We start from the raw sequence: 23998 nt of genomic DNA on the forward strand, positions 1-23998 counted from the left end.
AATGTTAGGCAACTTCAGAATCGGAACCAGGCTGATCGTCGCGTTCCTGATCGTCTCGGCGATCGGCGCATGCATCGGCTGGGTGGGCTATTCCAACTCCGGTCGTATCAGCGACCTGTCGAGCTCGCTGTACGAGCGCGAATTGCTGGGCTTGTCGAACGTGAAAGAGGCCAATATCAACCTCATTTATGCAGGCCGCGCACGTGCCAATCTGTTGTTGGCCAGCAGCGCCGAAGAACGCCAGTCGCATGTGCAGAGCATCGACAAGTACACCGCCAGGGTGGTCGATCACATCACCCGTGCGCGTGGCAGTTTCGAAACCGAAGAGGGCAAGACCAAGCTGGCGCAGTTCGATCGCGCCTGGCAAAAGTATCTGGATGAGCGCGGCCGCTTTATCGAGGTCGCCAACCGCGAGGCCTTGCGCGAAACCAATCCGGAATTGGCGGCGCTGTCGCGCGCCGTGCGCGCCAGTTCGGATGAAGTCGATAACCTGATGACCGATCTGAGCAGCCTGCGCGAGCGCAGCGCGGCATCGGCCAATGCCGAAACCGGTGCTATCCATGCACGCGCTTCGAAACTGCTGATCGCCATCATTTGTGGAGGTGTGCTGCTTGGCGCGATATTAGGTGTGGTGATCAGCCGTAGCGTCACCGGCCCGATCCGCCGTGCAGTGGCAGTTGCCAATGGACTGTCGGAAGGTGATCTGAGCATGCGCATCGAGGTGCAGGGCCGCGATGAAACCGCGCAGTTGCTCGAAGCCATGCGCACCATGGTGCAGAAGCTGTCGCAGGTGGTCGGCGAGGTCAATACCAGTGCCGAGACCCTGGCCAGCGCATCGGAAGAAGTCAGTGCCACTGCGCAGAGCCTGTCGCAGGCCGCCAGTGAACAGGCCGCCGGTGTGGAAGAAACCAGCGCCTCGCTGGAACAGATGACCGCATCGATCAGCCAGAACACCGAGAACGCGCGCATCACCGATGGCATGGCCACCCAGGCCGCGAAAGAAACCATCGAAGGTGGCGAAGCGGTGGTCGCCACCACCCAGGCGATGAAGCAGATCGCGCAGAAGATCGGCATCATCGACGACATCGCCTATCAGACCAATCTGCTCGCGCTCAACGCGGCGATCGAAGCGGCGCGTGCCGGCGAACATGGCAAGGGCTTTGCCGTGGTCGCCGCCGAGGTGCGCAAGCTGGCCGAACGCAGCCAGGTAGCCGCGCAGGAGATCGGCGAAGTGGCAAGTTCCAGCGTGGAATTGGCCGATCGTGCAGGGCGTTTGCTGGACACCATCGTGCCCAGCATCAAACGCACCTCGGATCTGGTGCAGGAGATTTCTGCCGCCTCCGAAGAGCAATCTTCCGGCGTCAGTCAGATCAATTCGGCGGTGGTGCAGCTCAGTCAGACCACCCAGCAGAATGCCAGCGCGTCCGAAGAACTGGCCGCCACTGCCGAAGAGATGAGCGCGCAGGCCGAACAACTGCAGCAGAGCATGGCGTTCTTCCGCCTGGGCGGGCAGGGGCCTGCGAGCACGCCGCCCAAGCGTGGCAAGGCGGTCGCTGCACGTCCGGCACGCGCCGCAGCTGCACGTGGTTGGCGCAGCACTGCAGCGCCGGCCTACGCCATGTCCGAGGGCCCGGACGAAGGCCAGTTCGCCCGCTTCTGAGAGACCGATCGATGACTGCACAGACCCCCGATGTGATGCCTGGCGACGCCGATGCGGCGGCCCAGTACCTGACATTTCAACTGGCCGGCGAAACCTTCGCCATCAGCATTCTCGGCATTCGCGAAATCATCCAGTACCGCGCCCCCACGCCGGTGCCGTCGATGCCGGCCTGCGTGCGCGGGGTGATCAATCTGCGTGGTGCGGTGGTGCCGGTGGTGGACCTGCAATCGCGGCTGGGGCGTGCCGACAGCGCCATCGGCAAACGCAGCTGCATCGTGATCCTGGCCACCGAACAGGCACAGGGACCGCAGGTGATCGGAGTGTTGGTCGATGCGGTCAACGCGGTGATCGAACTGGCCGATCAGGACATCGAAGCCGCGCCCGCGTTTGGTACGCATATCCGCCGCGATCTGCTACGCGGCATGGGCAAGGTCGGCGAGCGCTTTGTGGTGTTGCTGGAGATGGAGCAGGTGCTGCATGTCGAGGAGATTGCCGGCACTGCCGATGCACTGGCCGCCTGAGCTGCAGTCTCGCCAGACGCCTGAACCGGGCATTTGGCGAGCGCTACCAATCAATCCTGCAGGTACCAACCGACGAAGCGATGCACGCGGTTGCGCCCGCTGCGTGCCGCGATCTGCAATGCATGCCGCGCGCGCGCAAGCAAGGCGTTGGTGTCGTGCAAATCGCAGGCAGGTGCATCCACCAGCCCGATGCTGACCGTCAACGGAGCATTCGGCCAGATGGCCGTTTCGATTGCCGCACGGATCCGTTCGGCGGTTTCCACAGCGACCTGCGCCGACGTCGACGGCAATGCCACACACAGCTGATCCGAATTCAATCGGGCCACGCTTGCGGTAGGCGGCAGCTGCGCTTCGATCATTCTTGCGGCCTTGACCAGTGTTGCATCCGCCGCAGCCGCGCCGGCCTGCAATTTCTGCCGTTTGAAACCATCCAGATCGATCAGCAGAAAGCCGAGCGATGGCTCAGCCGAAGCACTCGGCGCGTCTGCAAGCGCGTGAACTGCGCGCTCCAGACCGGCGCGATTCCACAAGCCGGTGAGTTCGTCGCGCAGCGCGTCCAGCTCCACCAATTTGGCTGCGTGGCGCAACTCGATGGTAGTGACCACTTGCCGCGCAAGCGCCTTCAGCGCGTCGCGTTCGGCCACCGACAGGCGACGCGGCGTGCGGTCCAGCACGCACAGGGTCCCCAGCGCGATACCGTCGGAGGTCAGCAGCGGGGCACCTGCATAGAAGCGGATCTGCGGTTCGCCGGTGACCAGTGCATTGTCGACAAAACGCGCGTCCATATGGGTGTCGCCGACTTCCATCACCTTATCGGGTTCGAGAATGGCGTGCGCGCAGAACGACAGATCGCGCGGCGTCTCGCGCGGCTGCATGCCGATCCTGGATTTGAACCACTGGCGTTGTGTGTCGATCAGCGAAATCAGCGCCATTGGCGTCCGGCACACTGCCGCAGCAATCGCAGTGAATTCGTCGTAGCTGGGCTCGGGCGCGGTATCCAGGATCTGGTAATCGCGCAGTGCGGCCAGGCGATCGTCTTCATTGGCCGGCATGCGCGCGCCGAAGGTCGCATTGATGCCGCCGGGCAACAGTGTCGCGTGGATCAGGCTCAACGCGGGCGCGTCGGGATTCTGCATGCAAAGGACCACCGGAACAGGGCGCCGTCAGGCGATGAAAGACAAGGTGCGAGCACGGCGATGGCCGGTACAACCGAGCCATCGCCTGACTGTTGGAACTAGCGCGCCAGCCACCCTAGCGGCGAGCGCGTGCCTAGATCTTGCCACAGGAGCCACTGCGCGTACGCATCGAGTCATATTCGAGCGGCTAACAAAACGTTGCGAGCGGTCGTTAGGTGGCTGCGGGCAGCGCGCAGGAACCGGAGTGTACGAGTGGTACATGCCGATTCCGAGCATCGACCGCGCGCACCTGGCGGCCGCGCAGTAGTTTTGCCAGCCGCTCTTAGTCCCGGCTGACTGCGTGCCGACATCGCAGTGGCATCACTCGCCCTGACCGGCGTTGCCGTGCGGACGGCGGTTGTTTTCTTTGTCTATCTGCAAGTCCCTCTGGCCCGGGCGCTGCTTGGCCGCCTCATCGTGCTGACGGTCCTGCTGGCTTTCGGCAGCGCCATGCTGATTCTCTGTGACGTTGTCGGGCTGTTTCTGCTCATTGCTCATGGCGTGCATGTCCAGGGTGAATGAAAAAACGGACGTTAGCGCGCGGGGTGTGATCCTGGCGGCATGGTTCCGTTGTCACGGCTGCGCACGCTCAAAAACCCAGGTCGGCGCCGAGTGAGTAACCCGAATGCCGCCAGCCCGCGACAAACAAAAAATCCCCGGCAACCAGTGGTTGCCGAGGATTCTTTGAAAAACAATGGTGGAGCGGAAGGGGATCGAACCCTCGACCTTCGCGATGCGAACGCGACGCTCTCCCAGCTGAGCTACCGCCCCACGTGCCTTGGATTCTAACCATATGCCGCGCGGTTCGCCAAGGGCTGGCTTGCGGTGTCGGACCGCACCGTCAAAGATGCGATCCGGGTCAATGACGCGCTGCAATCACTCGCCGATCAACGGGAACTTGAGGTCCGGGTTCTTGGCCTTCCATTCCTTGTACGACACCGAGCCTTCCCATGCAGCGAAGGCCTTGGGGGTGCGGCCGCGACCGGACCAGGTTTCGCCGGTGTGTGGCAGTTCGTACTTCGGCTTGACTTCGCTACGGCCGCTCTTGACCACTTCCTTGCGTGCGGTGCCGGTGCCCAGGTAGCCGGCGATATCGTTGCGCTGCTTGGTGTTGAAGTGGCCGGCGAACTGTTCGAGCAGCGAGACGATGGTGGCATGCGCAGACGATGCCTCGCTTGCGCGCTCGGTCTTCTCCTGTTCTTCCAGCTTCTGCAGTTCCTCCAGCAGCTTGGCTTTGGCTTGTGCGATGGAATCCAGTTTCGAAGTGGTATTGCTCACAGAGGTATAGCCTCGGAATAAAAAAGTTGTGGAGACGCCGCCCAGAGGGCGCGCGTCATTATGGCATGCGGCCTGTGGGCGGCCGTTAGTCGCGCGGGTGCCTGCTCAGGGTGTGAAACCCCTGTCGCCGGGCCTGTGCGGTCGCTTTTTGCAGTACCGCGACAGGTGCCGTCCAGGTCTGCACGTGCAGCCAACCCGGCGGTCACCATACAGCGAGCGATACCTTACTGCGATCACCGCGCGGTAGCGTCATCCAGCAGCGGCAGCACTTGCGCCTCCAGCACCTCGCGGCGCCATTGGCCCAGCGGGGCAGGCCAGCTGTGTTGTTCGATCAGGCTCTCCAGGTGCCGGCGCGAGGCTAGGATGCCGTCCGGCAGGCCCAGTTCGCGGCTGCGCTGCGCCACCGCGTCCTGCAGACGCTTGAGTACCGCCTTGTTGCCGTCGGTGGCGGCCTGCGCCAGCGGCGCATGGTCCTCGTCCGGCAGCGGCGTGTTGAGCGCGTCCCACACTGCGGCGGCGAGCTTGCGCGGCGCCTTGGGGAATTTGTCGAACTGGCGCAGCAGTGCATCCAGATCGTCGGGCGGAAAACGTGCAAGCTGGCTGGCCAGTTCGTTGTCCAGGATCCAGCTGCGTGGGCGGTCGCTCTGGCGCGCCTGCAGATCGCGCCAGCGCAGCAGCCGCAGCAGCCGACGCTGCGCGGCAGGTTCCAAAAATTGCGCGGTGCGCAGGCTCACATGCGGCCAGCGCTCGCCATCGTCATGCTCCACCGTGGCGAGCAGGCGCTCGGCATCTTCGGCCAGCCAGCCCAGGCGATCCTGCTCGGTCAGGCGGCGGCTGAGTTCGTCATGGATTGCAAACAGATAGCGCACATCGTCGGCGGCGTATTCCAGCTGTGCGGGCGAGAGCGGGCGGCGCATCCAGTCCGAGCGCGTCTCGCCCTTGGTCAGCAAGGTACCGGTCACTTCCTGTACCAGCTTCTGATAGCCCATGCCACCGCCCACGCCGGCCAGCGCGGCGGCGATCTGGGTATCGAACAACGGCCGCGGCAACACCCCGCAGGCGCATTTGAAGGTGACCAGATCTTCGCTGGCGCTATGCATCACCTTGACGATATCGGTGGCGGTCAACCATTCCCCAAGCGCCGCGTTCATGCCCGGAATCAGCGGATCGATCAGCAGGATCTCCTCGCCGATGGCCATCTGCACCAGCGCCAGTTGCGGCCAGTAGGTGCGTTCGCGAATGAATTCGGTGTCCAGGCCAATGCGGGACGGACGCGCTGCGTGCAGGCGTTGCGTCAGCTCGGAGGGGTGGGTGATCCAATGGGGCACGTGATTTCCGTCGACAGCGAGGGTTTGCGCAGAACGCGCAGAATAGCCTAACGTCGCGATCGCCTGTCGTGCGGCAGAGCACTGGAAGGAGCAGGTGGTGGGTGAGTGCGGTAACCGGATGGCAGCGTGGGGACTGGTCGCGCTAAGCCTGTGCGCCTGTTCGCGTGCACCCACGCCAGCGCCTGCCGCTGCGCCACAACCTGCAGCCGCAGCTGCGGTGCCGAGCAAGCCGAATGTCTCGATCAGTGGCGAAGAATCCGCCGAGACCGTGGCGCAATGGCAACCGCCGGCAGTGGACCTGGGCGACGAACCTTTGGCGCAGGCGCGCAAGCGTGCCGACCAGGCCTTGCAGGAAGATCGGCTGTTTCGCAGTGCCGACGATGCGATCCCGTTATATCTGGCGATCCAGCAACGTGCCGACGGCAAAGATGCGGCCAGCCGTCGCGGGCTGGAGCAGGCGCGGCGCCGGCTGATCGAGCGCGGCGAGGACTTGATCGAACAGACCGAGCGCCAGGACGATGCGCTCGAACAGGCGCGTGAGCTGGCCATCGTGGCGCTTGCGCTGGCGCCGCAGGATCCCAAGGTGCGCGCGCTGCAGAGTGCGGTTGAAACTGCGCAGCGCGTGCTCGGCTTCAACCGTGCCGGCGAAGAAGATCTGCGCGGTGGGCGGCTGGGCGAAGACGGCAATGGCGCGCTGGTGAATTTTCGCGATGCGGCCCGGCTGGACCCCGACAACCCACGCACGCGGCAGGGACTTGCGGCCGTGGAAAGCGGCTTGCTGGCACGTGCCGAGCAGGCTGCCGAGGCAGGCGATTTCATCGCTGCGCGTTACTGGTTGCAGATGGCCGGGCAGGTGCGCGAGCGCGCGCCGACCATTGCCGATGCACGGGCACGCGTGGAGCGCATGCGCCACGCACAGATCGCCGCCTTGCACGATGCCGGCCTGCATGATCTGAACTCGCCGCGGGGGCTCAAGCCGGCCGGCGAGAAATTGGCCGAAGTGTTGCGCATCGCCGACCCGGGCGACCCGGTGGCCGGCGATCTGCGCCGTCGTCTCGAATTGGCCACCCATTACGGCAGTTTTCGCCCCGGGCAGGTGTTCACCGATGGGCTCAAAGTGGGAGGGCGCGGGCCGCAGATGATTGTGGTGCCGCATGGCGCATTTCAGATGGGTGCAGGCGACGCCGAGCCGGGGGCGTCCGACAACGAGCGCCCCGCGCATTACGTGCGCTTCGCTCGTGGCTTTGCGCTGTCGATCACCGAAGTGACCGTCGCCGAGTTTCGTCAATTCATCGAGGCAACCGGCGCACGCCCGCGTGCCACCCGACGCGGTCACTCGGTGGTGTACGACGAGCGCAGCGGCAACTTCATCCGCCGCAGCGGGGTGGATTGGCAATCCGACTACAACGGCGCGCAGGCCGCGCCCAACAGCCCGGTGATGCACGTCAGCATCCGCGACGCCGAAGCCTATGCGAGCTGGCTATCGGAACAGACCGGCCGCCATTACCACGTGCCCAGCGAGGCCGAGTTCGAATACGCGGTGCGCGCCGGCACCACCGGGCGTTATCCGTGGGGCAATGCCGGCTCGCCGCCGCTGGATGCGGGTAATTTCACCGGCGGCAACGATGTCTCGCGCAGTGGCCGGCACTGGAACAATGGCTTTGTCGGCTATGGCGACGGTTTCTGGGGGCCGGCGCCGGTGGGCAGCTTTCGCGCCAATGCCTGGGGCCTGCACGACATGGGCGGCAATCTGAGCGAGTGGGTGGCCGACTGCTGGCATGCCAGCTACCGGCGCGCGCCGGCCGACGGTGCCGCGTGGTTCAACCCCGGTTGCCGGCAGCGCATGATCCGCGGCGGCAGCTGGGCCAATTCGCCGCAGCAGACGCGCGCGGCCTGGCGGCAGTCGCAGGACTCCGATAGCACCAGCGCACGCATCGGTTTCCGCGTGGCGCGCGGTATCTAGGGCGGCGGTCCGGGCGGCATGCCTGTCGCCGCCAATGTGATCGCCGCAGCGCAGATCGACGTTCTTGGCGCCAGTCGGGGTGCGATTGCCGCGCGCCGCTTGCAGCTCCCGGTGAGCGCCGGTCCGGTGTTGTTTACCGCTGACCACGGGTCGCCCGGTGTGCAGGCTTAACCCCAGCGAACAGCCCCCGAACCGCTCCGGAACCCACGGGCGTTCGCTGCGGTCTGCAGTGCCAGCACTTCTGAAGGATGGCTGCGATGAGCTGGGGAATCCGTTTGTTTCGTTGGCTGATCGCAGTGCTGCTGATCGGTGGCAGCGGCTACGCGGTAGCGCGGCATCTGCAGGATGGAAATACTGCCGGGCATTACGGCTCGGTCGAAGTGGTGCGCCCCGAGGGCACGCCCAAGGCGATGGTGGTGCTGTTGCCCGACAGTGGCCATCCCCAGGACGGCCAGCGGCTTGCCGAGATGCTGAGCAACGACGGCGCGTTGGTCGCGGTGATCGATACCGCCAGCTACCGCGAACGTGTGCGGTCTCACCGCGCCGCCTGTAGCTCGCTGGCCGACGATGCCGAGCGGCTGGGCAAGAAGTTGCTGCGCGCCGAGCACGTGGATGCGTTCCTGCCGCCGGTGCTGGTGGGGCAGGGCGGTGGTGCGGTGCTGGCACGCCAGGCGCTGGCCTCGGCCGCGCCGGACGTGCTGGGGGGCGCGGTTGTCGCCGATGGCGGCGCCAGCGATGTCGGTCTGGCCTGCGCACGCGATGTGCCCGATGCGAATCAGGGCTTCCTCGATGATCTGGTCGACGACGCCAGCCCGATGCAGATTGCCGCCGCCACCCTTGGCCATTTCCAGGCAGCGCAGGCGCAAGGGGTGGGCGATCTGCCGTTGGTGGAACTGCATGCGCCCGGCAGCGACCGCCTGGTGGTGATGCTGTCCGGCGATGGTGGTTGGCGCGAACTGGACAAAGGCATCGCTGCGCAGTTGCAGCAGCAGGGCGTGTCGGTGGTTGGCTGGAACAGCCTGCGTTACTTCTGGGGCAGCCGCACGCCGCAGCAGGTCGGGGCGGATCTGGATCGGGTGATCGCCACGTATCGGCAGCGCTGGCATATCCAACACGTCGCCTTGGTGGGCTACTCGTTCGGCGCCGACGTGTTGCCGTTCGCCTATCCTGAGCTGTCGCCGCGCCAGCGTGCCTCGGTGCAATTCGTCAGCTTGCTCGGTCTTGGTCACCAGGCCGATTTCAAGGTGCGCGTCGGCGGCTGGCTGGGGTGGCACAACGATGCCGAGCGCGATGTGGAACCGGCGATCCAGTCGCTGGACGCGCATCGCCTGCAATGCATCTACGGCGATCAGGAAAAGGACACGCTGTGCCCTGAGTTACGCGCACGCGGTGTCGAGGTGGTTGCGCGCCCGGGTGGTCATCACTTCGATCATGATCCTGCGGTGCTGGCCGGCGTGTTGCTGCAAGGCTGGCAGCATGCGGTGCAGACGTCCACGCCCAGCCGTGGTTGAGGGGCGACGCGACTAACAGCACACGACCGAGTCGCCAGCTGCGATGTCCTCACCGCTTGCGGGACCCTTGGCGGCAGGGATGCGGTCAAGGATTCTTCATGGAATGATTTACGGCGTGTCCCGCGCGCGGTGAGGGCATTGCGCCCTCGATGCGCTGAACTTTTGAACCAAGCATTTGATTGCATTTCGACGACGCTACGACGCGAATTCTCGTTTGTCCTGGAGTGATCGAATACCTCGATACATCACTTGCAGAGCGGCTGATCTGTAAGTTGGCTGCAGGGCCCTTGCCCGCCCACCATCGCGGGACACGCCGCAAGTACGTCCGTGTAGGCTCTTACGCGGCATCCATGCCGCGTAAGGTCCCGCGACGGTGGGCGGGCAAGGACCAGTGGGGAAGGTCGGTGCGCTTGGTGCGAGCCGTGCATGCCGCGAGTTTTGTCCGATGACGGGCGGTCTGGTCAGCGCTTTTCGATTCGATCAATGTCGCTGCCATTCTCGACATCATTCCACGCGTCAACGAAGCTGGGTGCACCAGACATGGTGCCGCCATCGATACAGCGTTCAAGAGGGCGTGTTAGCCGCTCTTAGCCTTCACTGCGTTCCACCCGCACATCGATGCTGCCATCGGCCAGCTGCGCACGCAGGCGCTCGCCGGGGCTTACTTCGCCGGCGCTGCGCACCACGCTGCCGTCGACGGGTCTGGTCACGATGGCGTAGCCGCGCCCCACCGTGGCCAGCGGGCTGACCGCTTCCAGCGAGCGCGCAAGACCACGCAGCCGCAGTTGATCGTGTTGCAAGCGTCGCTGCATGGCTGCCTGCGGGTGCAAGGCCTGCAGGCGCTGCTGCAAGTTGGCCAGATCGCGTTGCGGGTTGTGCGCATGCAGGCGTGTCTGCCCACGTTGCACACGTGCTTGCAGTCGCTCCAGTACCTGGGTCATGCGTGCACGCAACTGGCGGCCGGCATCTTCCTGTCGGCGGTGCAGCAGTTGCAGCCGCGCCTGCGGGCTATGCGCACGCAGACGCAATGCAAGCCGGTCAGCGCGCTGCATCGCGTTGCCCAGCGCGTGTTGTTGCAGCTGGGCCATGCGCGCATGTGCACGCCGCACGCGGGCGACCAGCTCGCGTTGATCGGGCACCAGCAACTCGGCGGCCACCGAGGGCGTAGGCGCACGCACATCGGCAACGAAGTCGCTCAGGCTGAAGTCGGTCTCGTGACCAACCGCCGACACCACCGGTGTCTGCGCGGCGGCAATTGCGCGGGCCAGGCGCTCGTCGTTGAACGCCCAGAGATCTTCCAGCGAGCCGCCGCCGCGGGTGATCAGAATGACGTCGTAGCGCCCGGAGGCGTCTGCGCGCTGCAGCAGCGAGGTGATCTGCGCGGCGGCGCTGTCGCCTTGCACCAGCGAGGGCAGCAGGTCCACTTCCAGCAGCGGGAAACGTCGCGCCAGCACGCTGAGCACATCACGCACTGCTGCACCGCTGGGTGAGGTAATCACCGCCAGGCGCCGCACATGCGCCGGCAACGGCTGCTTGCGCTCGGCATCGAACAAGCCTTCGGCGGCCAGGCGTGCACGCAGTTCGTCGAAGGCGCGGCGCAAGGCGCCTTCGCCGGCTTCTTCCATGTGGTCCAGCACCAGCTGGTAGTCGCCGCGCGCTTCGTACAGGGTGAGACGTCCGCGCGCGAGCACGCGCAGGCCTTCGCGCGGCTGGAACTTCAGCCAGGTGCTCTTGGGCTTGAACATCGCGCAACGGATCTGCGCGCGTGCGTCCTTGAGCGTGAAATAGAGATGGCCCGAAGACGGGCGCGTGACGCTGCTCAGCTCTGCTTCCACCCAGACCAGCGGGAAGCTGCCTTCCAGCAGGTCGCGTGCCAGCGTGTTGAGCTGGCTGGGGGTGAGGATCTGTTCGTTGCGGTCGGCCATCGCGGCATTATCCCGCAGCGGCGATGCGCATGCGTGAGTGCATCACGCGGATGCTCACAGGCCGTGTTGCGCCAGCGCCCAACCCACGTGTTCGCGTACCAGTTCCGAATCGTCGTTGCGACGGGCTTCCAATGCTGCCAACACCTCCGGCGTGCCGGGCGCATTGCCCAGCCCCACTGCGATATTGCGCAGCCAGCGTTCGTGGCCGCTGCGCCGGATCGGGCTGCCCTCGGTACGGCGCAGGAACTCGTCCGTGTCCCATGCGAACAGCTGCGGCAGCGTCGCCACATCCAGGTCGTTGCGGGCACGGAAATCGGCTTCGTCGGTGCGTTGGGCGAACTTGTTCCAGGGACAGACCAGCTGGCAGTCGTCGCAACCGAAGATGCGGTTGCCGATCGGCTTGCGCATCTCCTCAGGGATTGCGCCATCGTGTTCGATGGTGAGATAGGCGATGCAGCGGCGCGCATCCAGCCGGTGCGGGGCGATGATGGCCTGGGTCGGGCAGATGTCGATGCAGCGCGTGCAGGTGCCGCAATGCGCGGTGGCCGGGGTATCGATGGGCAGCGGCAGATCGAGGTAGATCTCGCCCAGAAAAAACCATGAACCGCCATTGCGATCGATCAGGCAGGTGTGTTTGCCGATCCAGCCCAGCCCGGCGTTGCGCGCCAATGCGCGCTCCAGCACCGGTGCGGAATCGACGAATACGCGATAGCCGAACGCGCCGACTTCGCCCTGGATGCGCTCGGCCAGTTTCTGCAGCCGGTTGCGCATCAGCTTGTGGTAATCGCGCCCCAGCGCATACCGCGCCACATAGGCGCGGCGGCCGTCGTGCAAGGTGTTCCAGGCTTCGGTGTCGTCCTTGCGGCCGTAGTCCATGCCCACCGACAACACCCGCAAGGTGCCGGGCACCAGCTCCTGCGGGCGCGAGCGTTTGTCGCCGTGCTGTGCCATCCAGTGCATGGTGCCGTACAGGCCTTCTTCCAGCCAGCTGCGCAGATGCGCCTCGTCTTCGCCCAGCTCGATGCCGGTGATGCCGCAACGTTGAAAGCCGGCCTCGCGCGCAAGCGTACGGATGCGCGCGGCGGCGTCGGTGGGGTCGGGGCGGGCGAGGACGGCAGACATGGCGACAAGTATAGAATTCCCGGCATGTACGTACCGCTCGATCTTTTACCGCTCGATCTTTACGACACCGCCGCTGCGCGCCGGCTGGATGCACAGGCCACCGCGCTGCTCGGTGGCGATGGCTATTTGTTGATGCAACGCGCCGGGCAGGCCGCCTGGCAGTACCTGCTGGAGCGCTGGCCGCAAGCGCGCCGCATCGTGGTGGTGTGCGGCACCGGCAACAACGGTGGCGATGGCTATGTAGTGGCGCGCCTGGCGCAGCGGGCCGGGCGTGATGTGCGGGTGGTGCATCTTCCAGAGCACGGCCCTGCCTCGGCGCTGGCACAGCGGGCCTGCACCGATTACCTGGGCGTTGGTGGCGCGATCGCATTGTTTCCGTCTCCGTTGGCGCAGGCCGATGTGATCGTCGATGCGCTGTTCGGCATCGGCCTCAACCGCGCGCCGGATGCCGAGACCGCGAGGTTGATCGAGGCCATCAACGCCGCTGGCGTGCCGGTGTTCGCGCTGGATGTGCCCAGCGGTATCGATGCCGATCACGGCGTTGCCTTCGATGCCGCGGTGCGCGCGGAGGCCACCTTGCAGTTCATCGTGCCGCATATCGGGCTGTACACCGGCGATGCGCTGGAGCATGCCGGCGAGCGCGCGATTGCCTCGCTTGAGGTGCCGGATGCCGCATTCGACGGGCTGGAGCCTGCCGCACACAGTTGGGACATCGACGCCTTGGCCGCGCAGTTGCGGCCGCGCCGACGCAATACGCACAAGGGCGAATCCGGGCGGGTGCTGTGCGTGGGCGGCAATCTCGGTAGCGGCGGCGCGATCATGCTGACCGCCGAAGCGGCCTTGCGCAGCGGCGCAGGGCTGGTGCAGGTCGCCACCCGCGCCGAGCACGTGGCGCCGCTATTGGCGCGCTGCCCGGAGGCAATGGTGCGCGCGGTGCAGGACGACGACGACATCGCCGCACTGGCCAATGCGGCCGACGTGGTCGCACTGGGGCCGGGCCTGGGTCAGGACGCCTGGGCACAGGCGTTGTGGCATGCGGTGCTGGCCTCGGATGCCGCGGTCGTCATCGATGCCGATGGCCTGAATCTGCTGGCTGCCAACGCAGTGCCGAGACGCGGGCCGCGCGTATTGACCCCACATCCCGGCGAGGCGGGCCGTTTGCTTGGCCTGTCCACCGCACAGGTCCAGCGCGACCGTCTGGCCGCCGCAGACGCCTTGGCCAAGCGCTTCGACGCGGTTGTAGTGCTGAAAGGCGCCGGCAGCGTGGTCGCCGCGCCGCACGCAGTGCCACGCATCATCGACGCCGGCAATCCGGGCATGGCGGTGGGCGGTATGGGCGATCTGCTGACCGGCGTGATCGCCGCCTTGCTGGCGCAGGGCTGGTCGCCGCTCGATGCCGCCAGCCTGGGCGCCTTGTTGCATGCCTGCGCTGGCGACGCGGCCGCGCGCGCTGGCGAGCGCGGCCTGCTGCCAACGGATTTGTTACCAGAACTTCGCCGCCTCGCCAACGCCGGAGCCATTGCATGAGCCAACTCACCGCACAACTGGTCGATGCGCAGGCTACCGAAACCCTGGGCCAGGCCCTGGCCGCAGTGCGTCCCACGACTGCGATGGTGCAGTTGCATGGCGATCTCGGCGCCGGCAAATCCACCCTGGCGCGCGCGCTGTTGCGCGCACTCGGCGTTACCGGGCCGATCCGCAGCCCCACCTACACTTTGGTCGAGCGCTATCCGCTCAGTACCGGCGACGAGGCCTGGCACATGGATCTGTACCGCATCGGGCATGCCGGCGAATTGGACTTTCTCGGGCTAGACGAGGGCAGCGCGAGCCTGTGGCTGGTCGAATGGCCGGAACGTGGCGCAGGCGCACTGCCGCCGGTGGATCTGGACGTGGAACTGGCCGTTGAAGGCGAAGGTCGCAGCGTCAAGCTGCTGGGCAGAAGCGAAACCGGGCGCGGCTGGCTGGCACGTCTGCTACAGCACCCCGAGTTGCAGGCGCTTTCTGTCGGCTCACAAGAACAATGAACGCCAGGTTGTGGATTATTAAGGGAAATCACCTTGCAATTGACACTATTGGGTGATTGAATCCAGCCCCATGACACCGGGGATCCGCCAGTTCTGTGTTTCTGCCCTGACCGCCAGCCTGAGCCTGGCGGTTTTTGCTGCGTGGGCCGGCGAAATCAAGAGCGTTGGCGTCAGCACCGGTGCCACCGGCACGCGCGCCGAGATTCAGCTTGCCGGCAGCGGCGGCTTCAAGACGCTGTCGTTGGCCAACCCCAATCGGTTGGTGGTGGATTTCCCCGATTCTGCGGGCGTGCGTGGTCTCAAGCTGCCTGGCGCTGCAGGTCTGGTGACTTCGGTGCGCACTGGCCAGCCGGTGCCGGGGACGTTCCGGGTGGTGTTCGAGCTGGCAACGCCGGTGACGCCGCTGAAGCCGCAGATGCAGACGCTGGGCAGTGCCTCGACCTTGGTGATCGAGTGGCCGGGCGATCCGACGCCGGTTGCGGCCACGGCCGCCACCACGGCGACAGCGCCTGCAGCAATGCCGGTGCCGCGCCCGGTCACGGCGCAGCCGGTGAATGCACAGGCCGAGGCAGCGCGTGCGACCGCAGCCTTGGCTGCATCTGCGCAGCGCGCCTCATCCGCGCCACCGCCGCAGGCACCAGAACCAGCACCATACGTGCCGGCATCGGCCATGCCTACCGTCACAACGGCACCCGTTCCGACAACGGTCGCCACTGGCGTGCCGACGCCGCGTCCCAGCGTTGCCACGAACGCGGTGACGACCAGTACGGCTATGCCGGCAAGCGCCGGCAGCAATACGCCCAATCGCGTCACGGTCACCACTGCCAATGCACCCACAGGCGTGGCGATGACTGGCGGCAGCGCATCGCCCGCTGCGATCTTGAACGGTGGCACTGCGCCGATGGGCGTTGCACCCGGCAACACCGCGGCAGCCATGCCGAACGCGGCGTCAGGCGTGGTTGCGGGCACAGACAGCGACGATATCCCGCCGCGCCCGGTCCTGCCCAGCGAAGCCTCGCGGATCAAGATGGCGCCGGGCATGCGCCCGTTGATCGTGGCAATCGATCCCGGCCACGGTGGCCAGGACCCGGGTGCGATGGGCCCCACCGGCAAGCGCGAAAAAGACGTCACCCTGGCGGTCGGCCGCGAACTGGCGCGCCAGATCAACGCAACGCCCGGCATGAAGGCGTACATGACGCGCGACACCGACGTGTTCATTCCGCTGCCGATGCGCGCGCAAAAAGCGCGCGCCGCCAAGGCCGACATCTTCATCTCGATCCACGCCGATGCCGCAGAAAATCGCAGCGCAACCGGTTCATCCGTCTACGTGCTGTCGACCAAGGGGGCTTCCTCGCAGCGCGCGCGTTGGTTGGCCGACAAGGAAAATGCTGCCGACCTGGTCGGTGGCGTGCGCTTGCAGCAAACCGAAAGCACGCTTGCCAACGTCTTGCTGGATCTGGCGCAAAGCGGCCACATGAAGGCTTCCGAAGATGCTGCCGGCCATGTGCTGGGCGGGCTCAAGCGGATCGGCAACAACCACAAGCCGTTTCTGGAACGCGCCAACTTCGCGGTGCTGCGGACCTCGGACATGCCGGCGATGCTGGTGGAAACCGCCTTCATCTCCAATCCGGATGAAGAGCGGCGCCTGATCGATCCGGCCTACCAGCGCAAGATTGCCTCGGCCGTGCTGGACGGCATCGATACCTTCTTCACTCGCCAGCCGCCACCGGGAACGCTGTTCGCCGCGCGTGCGCAGGCAGAAGCCGATGCAAGCGCCGGCACCGTGGCCGGCGGCAGCCGCTGACCCGCTCGGCTATCATTCCGCACTGATTCCTTGATGACGGCGCCTGCGCGCCGCCGGATTGCCGTGCCGACGTCTGTCTTGCTTGCTACACCCTCGATGCGCTTCCCAGTTTGCGACCAGCGCGAGTGCCTGCGCTGATGGCGATTCGTCAACTGCCCGACATCCTGATCAACCAGATTGCTGCCGGCGAAGTGGTCGAGCGGCCCGCGTCGGTGGTCAAGGAGCTGGTCGAAAACGCGCTCGATGCCGGCGCCACCCGCGTGGATATCGAGCTCGAAGAAGGCGGCGTGCGCTTGATCCGTATCCGCGACAACGGCGGCGGCATCCCGCCGGACGAACTGCCGTTGGCGGTATCGCGGCATGCCACCAGCAAGATCGCCTCGCTGGACGATCTGGAAACCGTGGCCACGCTCGGTTTTCGCGGTGAAGCCTTGCCGTCGATCGCCTCGGTCAGCCGCTTCACCCTGGTCTCGCGCCGCCACGATGCCGAACATGGTTCTGCGTTGGAAATCGAAGGCGGGCGCCTGGGCGAAGTGACGCCGCGTGCGCATGCGCCGGGCACCACGGTGGAAGTGCGCGAGCTGTTCTACAACGTGCCGGCGCGGCGCAAGTTCTTGCGTGCCGAGCGCACCGAGCTTGGGCATATCGAAGAGTGGCTGCGCTCGTTGGCACTGGCGCGGCCGGATGTGGAATTGCGGGTCTCGCACAACGGCAAACCCTCGCGCCGCTACAAGCCAGGCGATCTGTATTCGGATGCGCGATTGGGCGAAACGCTGGGCGAGGATTTCGCCCGGCAGGCCTTGCGCGTGGATCACAGTGGCGCCGGTCTACGTCTACATGGCTGGGTCGCGCAGCCGCATTACTCGCGCGCCAGTACCGACCAGCAATATCTCTACGTCAATGGCCGCTCGGTGCGCGATCGCAGCGTGGCGCATGCGGTGAAGATGGCCTATGGCGATGTGCTGTTCCATGGCCGCCAGCCGGCGTATGTGTTGTTTCTGGAACTGGACCCTGCGCGCGTGGACGTCAACGTGCACCCGGCCAAGCATGAGGTGCGCTTCCGCGAGGCGCGGCTGATCCACGATTTCGTGTATCGCACCTTGCAGGACGCGCTGGCGCACACGCGTGCCGGCGCGATGCCAAACAGCATCGGCACGGAAGGCGCCAGCGACACAGGTGCTGCACCGAGTGGAATGGCCAACATCCCAAGCTACGGTGGCGCAACCGGCAGTGGTGGCGGCACTGGCTACGGCAACTGGACCCCATCGCAAACACCCTTGGGCCTGCGCGTGGATGAAGCGCGCGCCGCGTACAGCGCGTTGTATGCACCGCCATCCGGCAGCGCACAGCAGCAGTCCGCGGCCATGCAGACCTTCTCCGGCACCGGCTTGCCGGCGACTTCGCACGACAGCGGTGTGCCGCCGCTCGGTTATGCCGTTGCGCAATTGCACGGCATCTACATCCTGGCCGAAAACGCCGAGGGCTTGATCGTGGTGGACATGCACGCCGCGCACGAACGCATCGGTTACGAACGGCTCAAGAACGCGCACGACAGCATCGGTCTGCACGCGCAGCCGCTACTGGTACCGATGACGCTGGCAGTGGGCGAGCGCGAAGCCGACACCGCCGAGCGCGAAGCCGATACGCTGGCCAGCCTGGGCTTCGAGATCACCCGCGCCGGTCCGCAATCGCTGCATGTGCGCAGTATTCCCGCGCTGCTGGCCAATGCCGAACCGGAAGCGCTGCTGCGCGATGTGCTCGGCGACCTGCGCGAACACGGTCAGAGCCGCCGCATCGCCACTGCGCGCGATGAGCTGCTGTCGACCATGGCCTGTCACGGTGCAGTGCGCGCGAATCGACGCCTCACCTTGCCCGAAATGAACGCGCTGCTGCGCGATATGGAAGCCACCGAGCGCTCCGGCCAATGCAACCATGGCCGACCGACCTGGGCACGGTTTACGCTGGGCGAAATCGATCGTTGGTTTCTCAGGGGGCGTTGATGGCTGGGTTGCATAAGGGGAAACACTGGCTGCTCGGCATGCTGGTGCTCATGACGCTGGCCGGATGCGGGCAAGACGCACCGCCGCCGGCGGCGCCAGTCGCCCTGGACAAGACCTTTCTGGCCGACGATGCCGCCTGGCGCGAAGCCCGCCTGGCAGAGCTGCGTGCGCCAGACGGCTGGACCAGTCTGGTCGGCCTGCACTGGCTTTCGCTGAAGGCGCATTACATCGGCAGCAGCGCCGACAGCGGCATCAAGCTGGCGGTCGGGCCGCCCAAGATGGGCATGGTGTCCTCCGAGGCCAACACGGTCTGGTTCGTGCCCGAGCGCGGTGCAGCACTGAGCGTCGATGGCAAGCCGCTGACCGGCAGGATCCGCTTCCACTCCGATGACGAGCCACAGCCGACCTCGATCAATTTCGATGACGGCAAGGGCGTGTTGAGCCTGATCCATCGCGGCGACCGCAATGCCTTGCGGGTCAAGCATGCCGATGCACCATCTCGCACCGGCTTCGCCGGTTTGGAATACTGGCCAGTCGATCCGTCCTGGCGTATCAGCGGACGCTACGTGCCCAACGATGTCGGCAAGACCATCCCGATGGTAGATATCGTGGGCATCAGCAGCGAGCAGCCGAACGCGGGGGCAGTCGAATTCGAGCGCGACGGCAAGCCCTATCGGCTGGAAACCATCGGCGAACCGGGGCGGCCGATGTTCGTGGTGTTCGCCGACCGTACCAGCGGGCATGGGAGCTACCCGGCCGGGCGTTTTCTGGATCTGGATGTCGCCGATGCTTCCGGGCATGTGGTGATCGACTTCAATCGTGCCTACACCCCGCCGTGCGCGTTTACGCCGTTCGCGACCTGTCTGTTGCCGCCACCGGAAAACCGGATCGACCTGGCCGTGTCGGCGGGCGAGAAGGCTTACAAGGTGCCGCACTGACGTGGAGAAAACCAACGTGGTGAAGACAAGCGCGCGAACCCGATTTGCAACATGGTGCAGCAGCGCACTGATCTGTGTGGCGCTGTGGAGCGGGGCAGTCGTACCGACCTCGGCGCGTGCTGGCGGCGAGACCCCGGCCGGCCCACCGGTGCCGTTGTTGTGGAAGGTCGATGGCAAGGGCGGCACGTTGTATCTGCTGGGCTCGTTCCATGTGCTCAAGCCCGGCGATTACCCGCTGTCGCCGGACGTCATGCAGGCCTTCGCCAAGGCCGACCGGCTGGTGTTCGAACTACCGCCATCGGATGCGCAATCGCCGGAGCTGGCCGGTCGCATGCTGCAGGCGGCACGGCGCACCGACGGGCGCCGGTTGCAGGACGCGCTCGATGCAAAAACCTGGCAGGCCTTGAGCGCCTACGCGCGCAAATACGGCATGTCACTCGATACCCTGCAGCCACTCGAGCCCTGGTTTGTCGCCTTGACGATCAGCCTGGCCGAGATGAGCCGGCAAGGCATGGACCCGAACGCCGGTCTGGATCATTACCTGATGGAGCAGGCGCAGGCCAAGGGCAAACCGGCCGATGGCCTGGAGCGCGCCGAACAACAGATCGCCATGCTGGATGGCATGTCGCCCACCGAGCAGCATCAGTTGCTGGAAGAGTCGCTGGACGAGGCGGAGGCTACCGATCAGGTGCGTCAGCTGCACACGGCCTGGCGCAATGGCGATGTGCATACGCTATCCACGCAAATGGCCGAAGACATGCGTCGGCAATACCCGGCGCTGTATCAGGACATCAACGTCGAGCGCAATGCGCGTTGGGTGCCGCTCCTGGAGCAACGGCTAGGTAAAGGCAGCGGAACCACGCTGGTGGTGGTCGGTACGCTGCATCTGCTGGGTAGCGACGGCGTGGTGGAGCGTCTGCGTGCACGTGGCTACCACGTGGAGCGGATCTGCTCGGCCTGCACGGAGCAGGCCGGCCGCTGATCTGGCTGCGCCGGGAGCGTGTCACGCTCCCGCGCAGCAGTCGTCTTTCAGCCGCGATTGCGGGCCTTGCCGGTGGTGCCCGTGTTGCTGGACGTGCCGTGTGTACCCGTTCCCTTGTGCGTGCCGGTCCCCATCGGGCCGCTGCCCACACCCGTGGAGCCCGGTGGTGTCGGCGGCATGCCGGGGCCACCTGGACGACCGAAGCCGGCGCCGAAATTGCGCTGGAATTCCTGCCACAACTCCAGGTTGCGCTCGGTCAGCTGATTCATCATCGCCCACGGGGTCTGCCCAAGCAGGTTGCCCATCTGCTGGCGGAACTGCTGCTGCTGATCCAGGAACACCTGCATGCTGCGCTCTAGGTAATTGCCCATGAAGCCCTGCAGCGAGTCGCCGTAAAAACGGATGATCTGACTCAGCAACTGGGTGGAGAGCATCGGCTCGCCGTCCTGTTCGCGGTCGGCAATGATCTGCAGCAATACGGCGCGACTGAGGTCTTCGCCACTCTTGGCGTCGCGTACTTCGAATTCTTCGCCGTCGATGATGAGCTGACGCACGTCCTCTATGGTGATGTAGCTGGAAATTTCCGTGTCGTAAAGACGGCGATTGGGATACTTCTTGATGATGCGAAGTCCGGCCATGGAACGTTCACTCACAACGATAGTGCGCGCAGGATGGCGCACCGCAACAGCGCTTGCAACAGCAAAAGGCCTTATTTTCTTAAGCAGACACCTAAAAAATGCTGCGCAGCATGATTTCTAAGGAAATTTCATGCTGCAGCGCGAAGGTGCAGCAAACGCTACCAGCCCATGTGATGGCCGCCGTTGATATCCAGGTTGGATCCGGTGATCCAGGCGGCCTCTTCTGCGACCAGGAATGCCACCGCATAGGCGATCTCTTCCGGGCGACCCAGCCGCCCTGTGGGAATGTCGGCAACGATCTTGGCGCGCACCTCTTCCGGCACCGCCATTACCATGTCGGTGGCCACGTAGCCTGGTGAGACAGTGTTGACGGTCACCCCGAATGCCGCGTTTTCGCGCGCCAGCGAGATCGTGAAGCCGTGCATGCCGGCCTTGGCGGCGGCGTAGTTGGCCTGCCCGTACTGGCCCTTCAATCCGTTGATGGAGCTGATCTGGATCACCCGGCCCCAGCCGCGTTTGCGCATGCCCTCGATCACCGGACGGGTGACGTTGAAGACCGAATTGAGGTTGGTATTGATGACCTCATGCCACTGCTCGGCGGTCATGCGGTGGAAGGTGGTATCGCGGGTGATGCCGGCGTTGTTGACCAGTATTTCGATCGGCCCCAGTGAGGCTTCCACTTCCTCGACCAAGGCGCGCGCATGCTCGGAGGAGGCCACATCGCCGCGAAACAGGGCGAACTCGTAGCCCTGCGCCTGCATGCGCTGCTGCCATTCGCGGGCTTTTTCCTCATTGCGGAAATTGCTGGCGACCCGGTGCCCCTGGTCGGCCAGGCGTTTGCAGATGGCGGTGCCGATGCCGCCGGTGCCGCCGGTGATCAATACGACGCGAGATGTCATGACGACTCCAATCAACAGATGAGGCTGGAGGCAATCGGGGTGCTGGCAGTCGCGCCGCGCCCGGTTGCCGGTGCTGGGTCGCAATTCTAGTCACGCCGGCGCTGTGATGCGCGTTCGGTCACGTTCGGAGGGGGTGGCGGGGCAGCAGCTGGGGCGAAAAATGCTGCACGGCATGTTGCAGCAGCGTGTCGACTGCAGTATGCCGCGGCAGTGCTGCCACGTTCTGTCCTAGTGCGGCCCAGGCGGCGTGCAGGGCCGGCAGCGGGTCGGCATCGTCCAGTGCGGGTGCGTCGTGCGACTTGGACAGCTTGCGGCCGTCGCCATCCAGGATCAGCGGCAGATGCAGATAGCGCGGCTGCGGCAGGCCCAGGGCGCGCTGCAGCAGCAGCTGGCGCGGGGTGGAGTCGAGCAGGTCCGCGCCACGCACCACATCGGTGATGGCTTGCGCGGCATCGTCCACCACCACCGCCAGTTGGTAGGCCCAATACCCATCGGCGCGGCGCAGCACCACATCGCCGACCTCCGCATACACGTCCTGCACCACGTGGCCCTGCAGTGCGTCGTCGAAGCCGACCGACGCCTGTGGCGGCACCCGCAGGCGCACCGCGCGGCGGGTACCCAGCGGCGCCACACAGGCGTGGTGGATGCCGCCCATGCCGGCAAGATCGGCGCGGCTGCAGCTGCATTCAAAGGCCAGCCCGGCCTCCAGCAACGTGGTCAGAGCGGCGGCGTACTGCGCGTCGCGATCGGACTGATACATCACCGGGATGTCCGAGCTCAGCCCGAATGCCGCCAACGTGCGCAACTGGCGTTGGGTGGCGCCGGGCTCGGCACGCGGCGGGTCGATGTCTTCGATGCGCACGCACCACTCACCGCCGGCATGCCGCGCGAGTAGCCAGCTGCCGAAGGCCGCCAGCAGGGAGCCGAAGTGCAGGGGGCCGGTGGGGGAGGGCGCAAAGCGGCCGCGGTAGCTGGGTGATGACATGGGCAGCTGAATCGTCGGTCAGATGCTTGCTTGATTTCAAGCGCTGGCGGCCGCAAATCCGCAGCAGTTCATTCCCGCATGTGTGGAGTCATCGCGCCATGTTCAACCGCATTTTCCTGTTTCTGCTGACAAATTTTGCGGTACTGATGCTGGCCGGCATCGTGATGTCGGTGCTGGGCGTCAATCCCGCGCAGATGAGCGGCTTGCTGGTGATGGCGGCCGTGTTCGGCTTTGGTGGGTCGCTCGTGTCCTTGCTGCTGTCCAAGTTCATGGCCAAGCGCAGCACCGGCGCCCATGTCATCACCGAGCCGCGCACGCCGACCGAGCGCTGGCTGCTGGAGACCGTGCGTCGCCAGGCGCAGGCGGCCGGCATCGGCATGCCGGAGGTGGCGGTCTACGACGGCCCGGAGATCAACGCCTTCGCCACTGGCGCCAATCGCAACAATGCCTTGGTGGCGGTGTCCACCGGCTTGCTGCAGAACATGAGCCAGGACGAGGCCGAAGCGGTGTTGGGCCATGAAATCGCGCACGTCGCCAACGGCGACATGGTGACCATGGCGCTGCTGCAAGGCGTGCTCAATACCTTCGTGATCGTGCTGGCGCGTGTGGTCGGCGGTGTTATCGACGGCGCCATCTCCAGCAATCGTGAAGGTGGCCGCGGTTTTGCGTATTACATCATCGTGTTCGCGCTGGAGATGGTATTCGGCTTGTTCGCGACCATGATCGCAATGTGGTTCTCGCGTCGCCGCGAGTTTCGCGCCGATGCCGGTGGTGCGCAGCTGGCAGGGCGCAGCAAGATGATCGCCGCGCTGGAGCGTTTGTCGCTCAATCACGGCCAGAACACCTTGCCGTCGCAGGTGCAGGCGTTCGGCATCTCCGGCGGTGTGGGCGACGGCCTGCGTCGTCTGTTCCTGAGCCATCCGCCGTTGACCGAACGCATCGCTGCGCTGCGTGCCGCGAACGGTGCTGCGCGATAACGCGGCACTGCTGTCGATTGTCTTGAAGTGGCTGGTCAGCGCGGATAGATCGGTTGTAGAGCGGCTGATCTGTTGATTGGCTGCAGGGCCCTTGCCTGCCCACCATCGCGGGACACGCTGCAAGTACGTCCTTGTAAGCTCTTACGCGGCATCCATGCCGCGTAAGGTCCCGCGACGGTGGGCGGGCAAGGACCAGTCGAGATGGTCGGTGTGCATGGCTTTGAGTAAAGCAGTCAGCAAACCTTCTGGTGCGGTGTCCTCACCGATT

20 protein-coding genes, 1 tRNA gene and 1 other RNA gene are annotated in these 23998 nt (G+C 65.5%); 12 read left to right on the forward strand and 10 right to left on the reverse strand.

Features of this window, described 5'->3' with window-relative positions; genetic code table 11:
- The first annotated feature begins 1 nt into the window (after position 1).
- Together AC1PLU_RS09815 and AC1PLU_RS09820 are read left to right on the forward strand one after the other, a co-directional pair.
- Entirely contained in the window at positions 2-1660 is a 1659-nt protein-coding gene (locus tag AC1PLU_RS09815; protein ID WP_023904244.1) for a methyl-accepting chemotaxis protein, read from the forward strand.
- 11 nt (positions 1661-1671) lie between these two features.
- Positions 1672-2181, forward strand: coding sequence for a chemotaxis protein CheW (locus tag AC1PLU_RS09820; protein ID WP_074057318.1), 510 nt, complete (start codon positions 1672-1674; stop codon positions 2179-2181).
- Positions 2182-2231: 50 nt separating this feature from the next.
- On the opposite strand, the gene AC1PLU_RS09825 is transcribed toward AC1PLU_RS09820, so the two are convergent.
- Positions 2232-3317 carry a sensor domain-containing diguanylate cyclase gene (locus AC1PLU_RS09825; RefSeq protein WP_481108336.1) on the reverse strand — a complete coding sequence of 362 codons (1086 nt, stop codon included), beginning with the start codon at positions 3315-3317 and terminating at the stop codon, positions 2232-2234.
- Between the two features lie 185 nt (positions 3318-3502).
- A non-coding RNA gene (locus AC1PLU_RS09830) (sX9 sRNA) lies at positions 3503-3578 on the reverse strand.
- Between the two features lie 93 nt (positions 3579-3671).
- Between AC1PLU_RS09830 and AC1PLU_RS09835 the strand changes: the two genes are divergently transcribed.
- Positions 3672-3878 (forward strand): hypothetical protein, encoded by a 207-nt coding sequence (locus AC1PLU_RS09835; RefSeq protein ID WP_161556270.1) that lies wholly within the window; start codon positions 3672-3674, stop codon positions 3876-3878.
- A 173-nt stretch (positions 3879-4051) separates the two neighbouring features.
- Here AC1PLU_RS09835 and AC1PLU_RS09840 read toward each other — a convergent pair.
- From AC1PLU_RS09840 to rnd, 3 genes are all read right to left on the reverse strand, one after another.
- Positions 4052-4127: transfer RNA gene (locus tag AC1PLU_RS09840), tRNA-Ala, on the reverse strand.
- 105 nt (positions 4128-4232) lie between these two features.
- Complete coding sequence (locus AC1PLU_RS09845; RefSeq protein ID WP_023904240.1) at positions 4233-4634, reverse strand: H-NS family nucleoid-associated regulatory protein; 402 nt, start codon at positions 4632-4634, stop codon at positions 4233-4235.
- Between the two features lie 233 nt (positions 4635-4867).
- A complete protein-coding gene (gene rnd, locus AC1PLU_RS09850; RefSeq protein WP_023904239.1) occupies positions 4868-5962 on the reverse strand; it encodes a ribonuclease D in 1095 nt (364 codons plus the stop codon).
- A gap of 118 nt (positions 5963-6080) precedes the next feature.
- On the opposite strand from rnd, the gene AC1PLU_RS09855 reads away from it, so the two are divergent.
- Entirely contained in the window at positions 6081-7925 is a 1845-nt protein-coding gene (locus AC1PLU_RS09855; protein ID WP_180334220.1) for a formylglycine-generating enzyme family protein, read from the forward strand.
- A gap of 257 nt (positions 7926-8182) precedes the next feature.
- Complete coding sequence (locus tag AC1PLU_RS09860) at positions 8183-9436, forward strand: virulence factor family protein (protein WP_481093398.1); 1254 nt, start codon at positions 8183-8185, stop codon at positions 9434-9436.
- 587 nt (positions 9437-10023) lie between these two features.
- Here the strand turns inward: AC1PLU_RS09860 and xseA are convergent.
- On the reverse strand, positions 10024-11361 hold the full coding sequence (xseA, locus tag AC1PLU_RS09865) for an exodeoxyribonuclease VII large subunit (RefSeq protein WP_481093397.1): 1338 nt from the start codon (positions 11359-11361) through the stop codon (positions 10024-10026).
- A 54-nt stretch (positions 11362-11415) separates the two neighbouring features.
- On the reverse strand, positions 11416-12483 hold the full coding sequence (gene queG, locus AC1PLU_RS09870) for a tRNA epoxyqueuosine(34) reductase QueG (RefSeq protein ID WP_481093396.1): 1068 nt from the start codon (positions 12481-12483) through the stop codon (positions 11416-11418).
- Between the two features lie 24 nt (positions 12484-12507).
- Here queG and AC1PLU_RS09875 point away from each other — a divergent pair, with 24 nt between their 5' ends.
- The 6 genes from AC1PLU_RS09875 to AC1PLU_RS09900 all read left to right on the forward strand — a co-directional run bounded on the left by AC1PLU_RS09875 (position 12508) and on the right by AC1PLU_RS09900 (position 20231).
- A complete protein-coding gene (locus AC1PLU_RS09875; protein WP_481108337.1) occupies positions 12508-14010 on the forward strand; it encodes an NAD(P)H-hydrate dehydratase in 1503 nt (500 codons plus the stop codon).
- Positions 14007-14507 carry a tRNA (adenosine(37)-N6)-threonylcarbamoyltransferase complex ATPase subunit type 1 TsaE gene (gene tsaE / locus AC1PLU_RS09880; RefSeq protein WP_481108338.1) on the forward strand — a complete coding sequence of 167 codons (501 nt, stop codon included), beginning with the start codon at positions 14007-14009 and terminating at the stop codon, positions 14505-14507. Before AC1PLU_RS09875 ends, tsaE begins: the two co-directional genes overlap by 4 nt.
- 70 nt (positions 14508-14577) lie before the next feature.
- Positions 14578-16311, forward strand: a complete 1734-nt coding sequence (locus AC1PLU_RS09885; protein ID WP_481108339.1) for an N-acetylmuramoyl-L-alanine amidase — start codon at positions 14578-14580, stop codon at positions 16309-16311.
- 137 nt (positions 16312-16448) lie between these two features.
- On the forward strand, positions 16449-18311 hold the full coding sequence (gene mutL, locus AC1PLU_RS09890) for a DNA mismatch repair endonuclease MutL (RefSeq protein ID WP_481093393.1): 1863 nt from the start codon (positions 16449-16451) through the stop codon (positions 18309-18311).
- Positions 18311-19249 (forward strand): DUF1684 domain-containing protein, encoded by a 939-nt coding sequence (locus AC1PLU_RS09895; protein ID WP_481093392.1) that lies wholly within the window; start codon positions 18311-18313, stop codon positions 19247-19249. Before mutL ends, AC1PLU_RS09895 begins: the two co-directional genes overlap by 1 nt.
- Before the next feature lie 16 nt (positions 19250-19265).
- Complete coding sequence (locus tag AC1PLU_RS09900; RefSeq protein WP_481108340.1) at positions 19266-20231, forward strand: TraB/GumN family protein; 966 nt, start codon at positions 19266-19268, stop codon at positions 20229-20231.
- Between the two features lie 47 nt (positions 20232-20278).
- On the opposite strand, the gene phaR is transcribed toward AC1PLU_RS09900, so the two are convergent.
- From phaR to gluQRS, 3 genes are all read right to left on the reverse strand, one after another.
- A complete protein-coding gene (gene phaR, locus AC1PLU_RS09905) occupies positions 20279-20869 on the reverse strand; it encodes a polyhydroxyalkanoate synthesis repressor PhaR (protein ID WP_006452176.1) in 591 nt (196 codons plus the stop codon).
- Between the two features lie 158 nt (positions 20870-21027).
- Positions 21028-21768 carry an acetoacetyl-CoA reductase gene (phbB, locus tag AC1PLU_RS09910; RefSeq protein WP_481093390.1) on the reverse strand — a complete coding sequence of 247 codons (741 nt, stop codon included), beginning with the start codon at positions 21766-21768 and terminating at the stop codon, positions 21028-21030.
- Between the two features lie 118 nt (positions 21769-21886).
- Positions 21887-22753 (reverse strand): tRNA glutamyl-Q(34) synthetase GluQRS, encoded by an 867-nt coding sequence (gluQRS, locus tag AC1PLU_RS09915; RefSeq protein ID WP_481093389.1) that lies wholly within the window; start codon positions 22751-22753, stop codon positions 21887-21889.
- Between the two features lie 98 nt (positions 22754-22851).
- Here gluQRS and htpX point away from each other — a divergent pair, with 98 nt between their 5' ends.
- The gene (htpX, locus tag AC1PLU_RS09920; RefSeq protein ID WP_481093388.1) at positions 22852-23730 is read left to right on the forward strand and encodes a protease HtpX; all 879 of its coding nucleotides are present in this window, start codon (positions 22852-22854) and stop codon (positions 23728-23730) included.
- Positions 23731-23998: the final 268 nt, after the last annotated feature.

The organism is Xanthomonas sp. NCPPB 2933 (genome assembly GCF_056725225.1).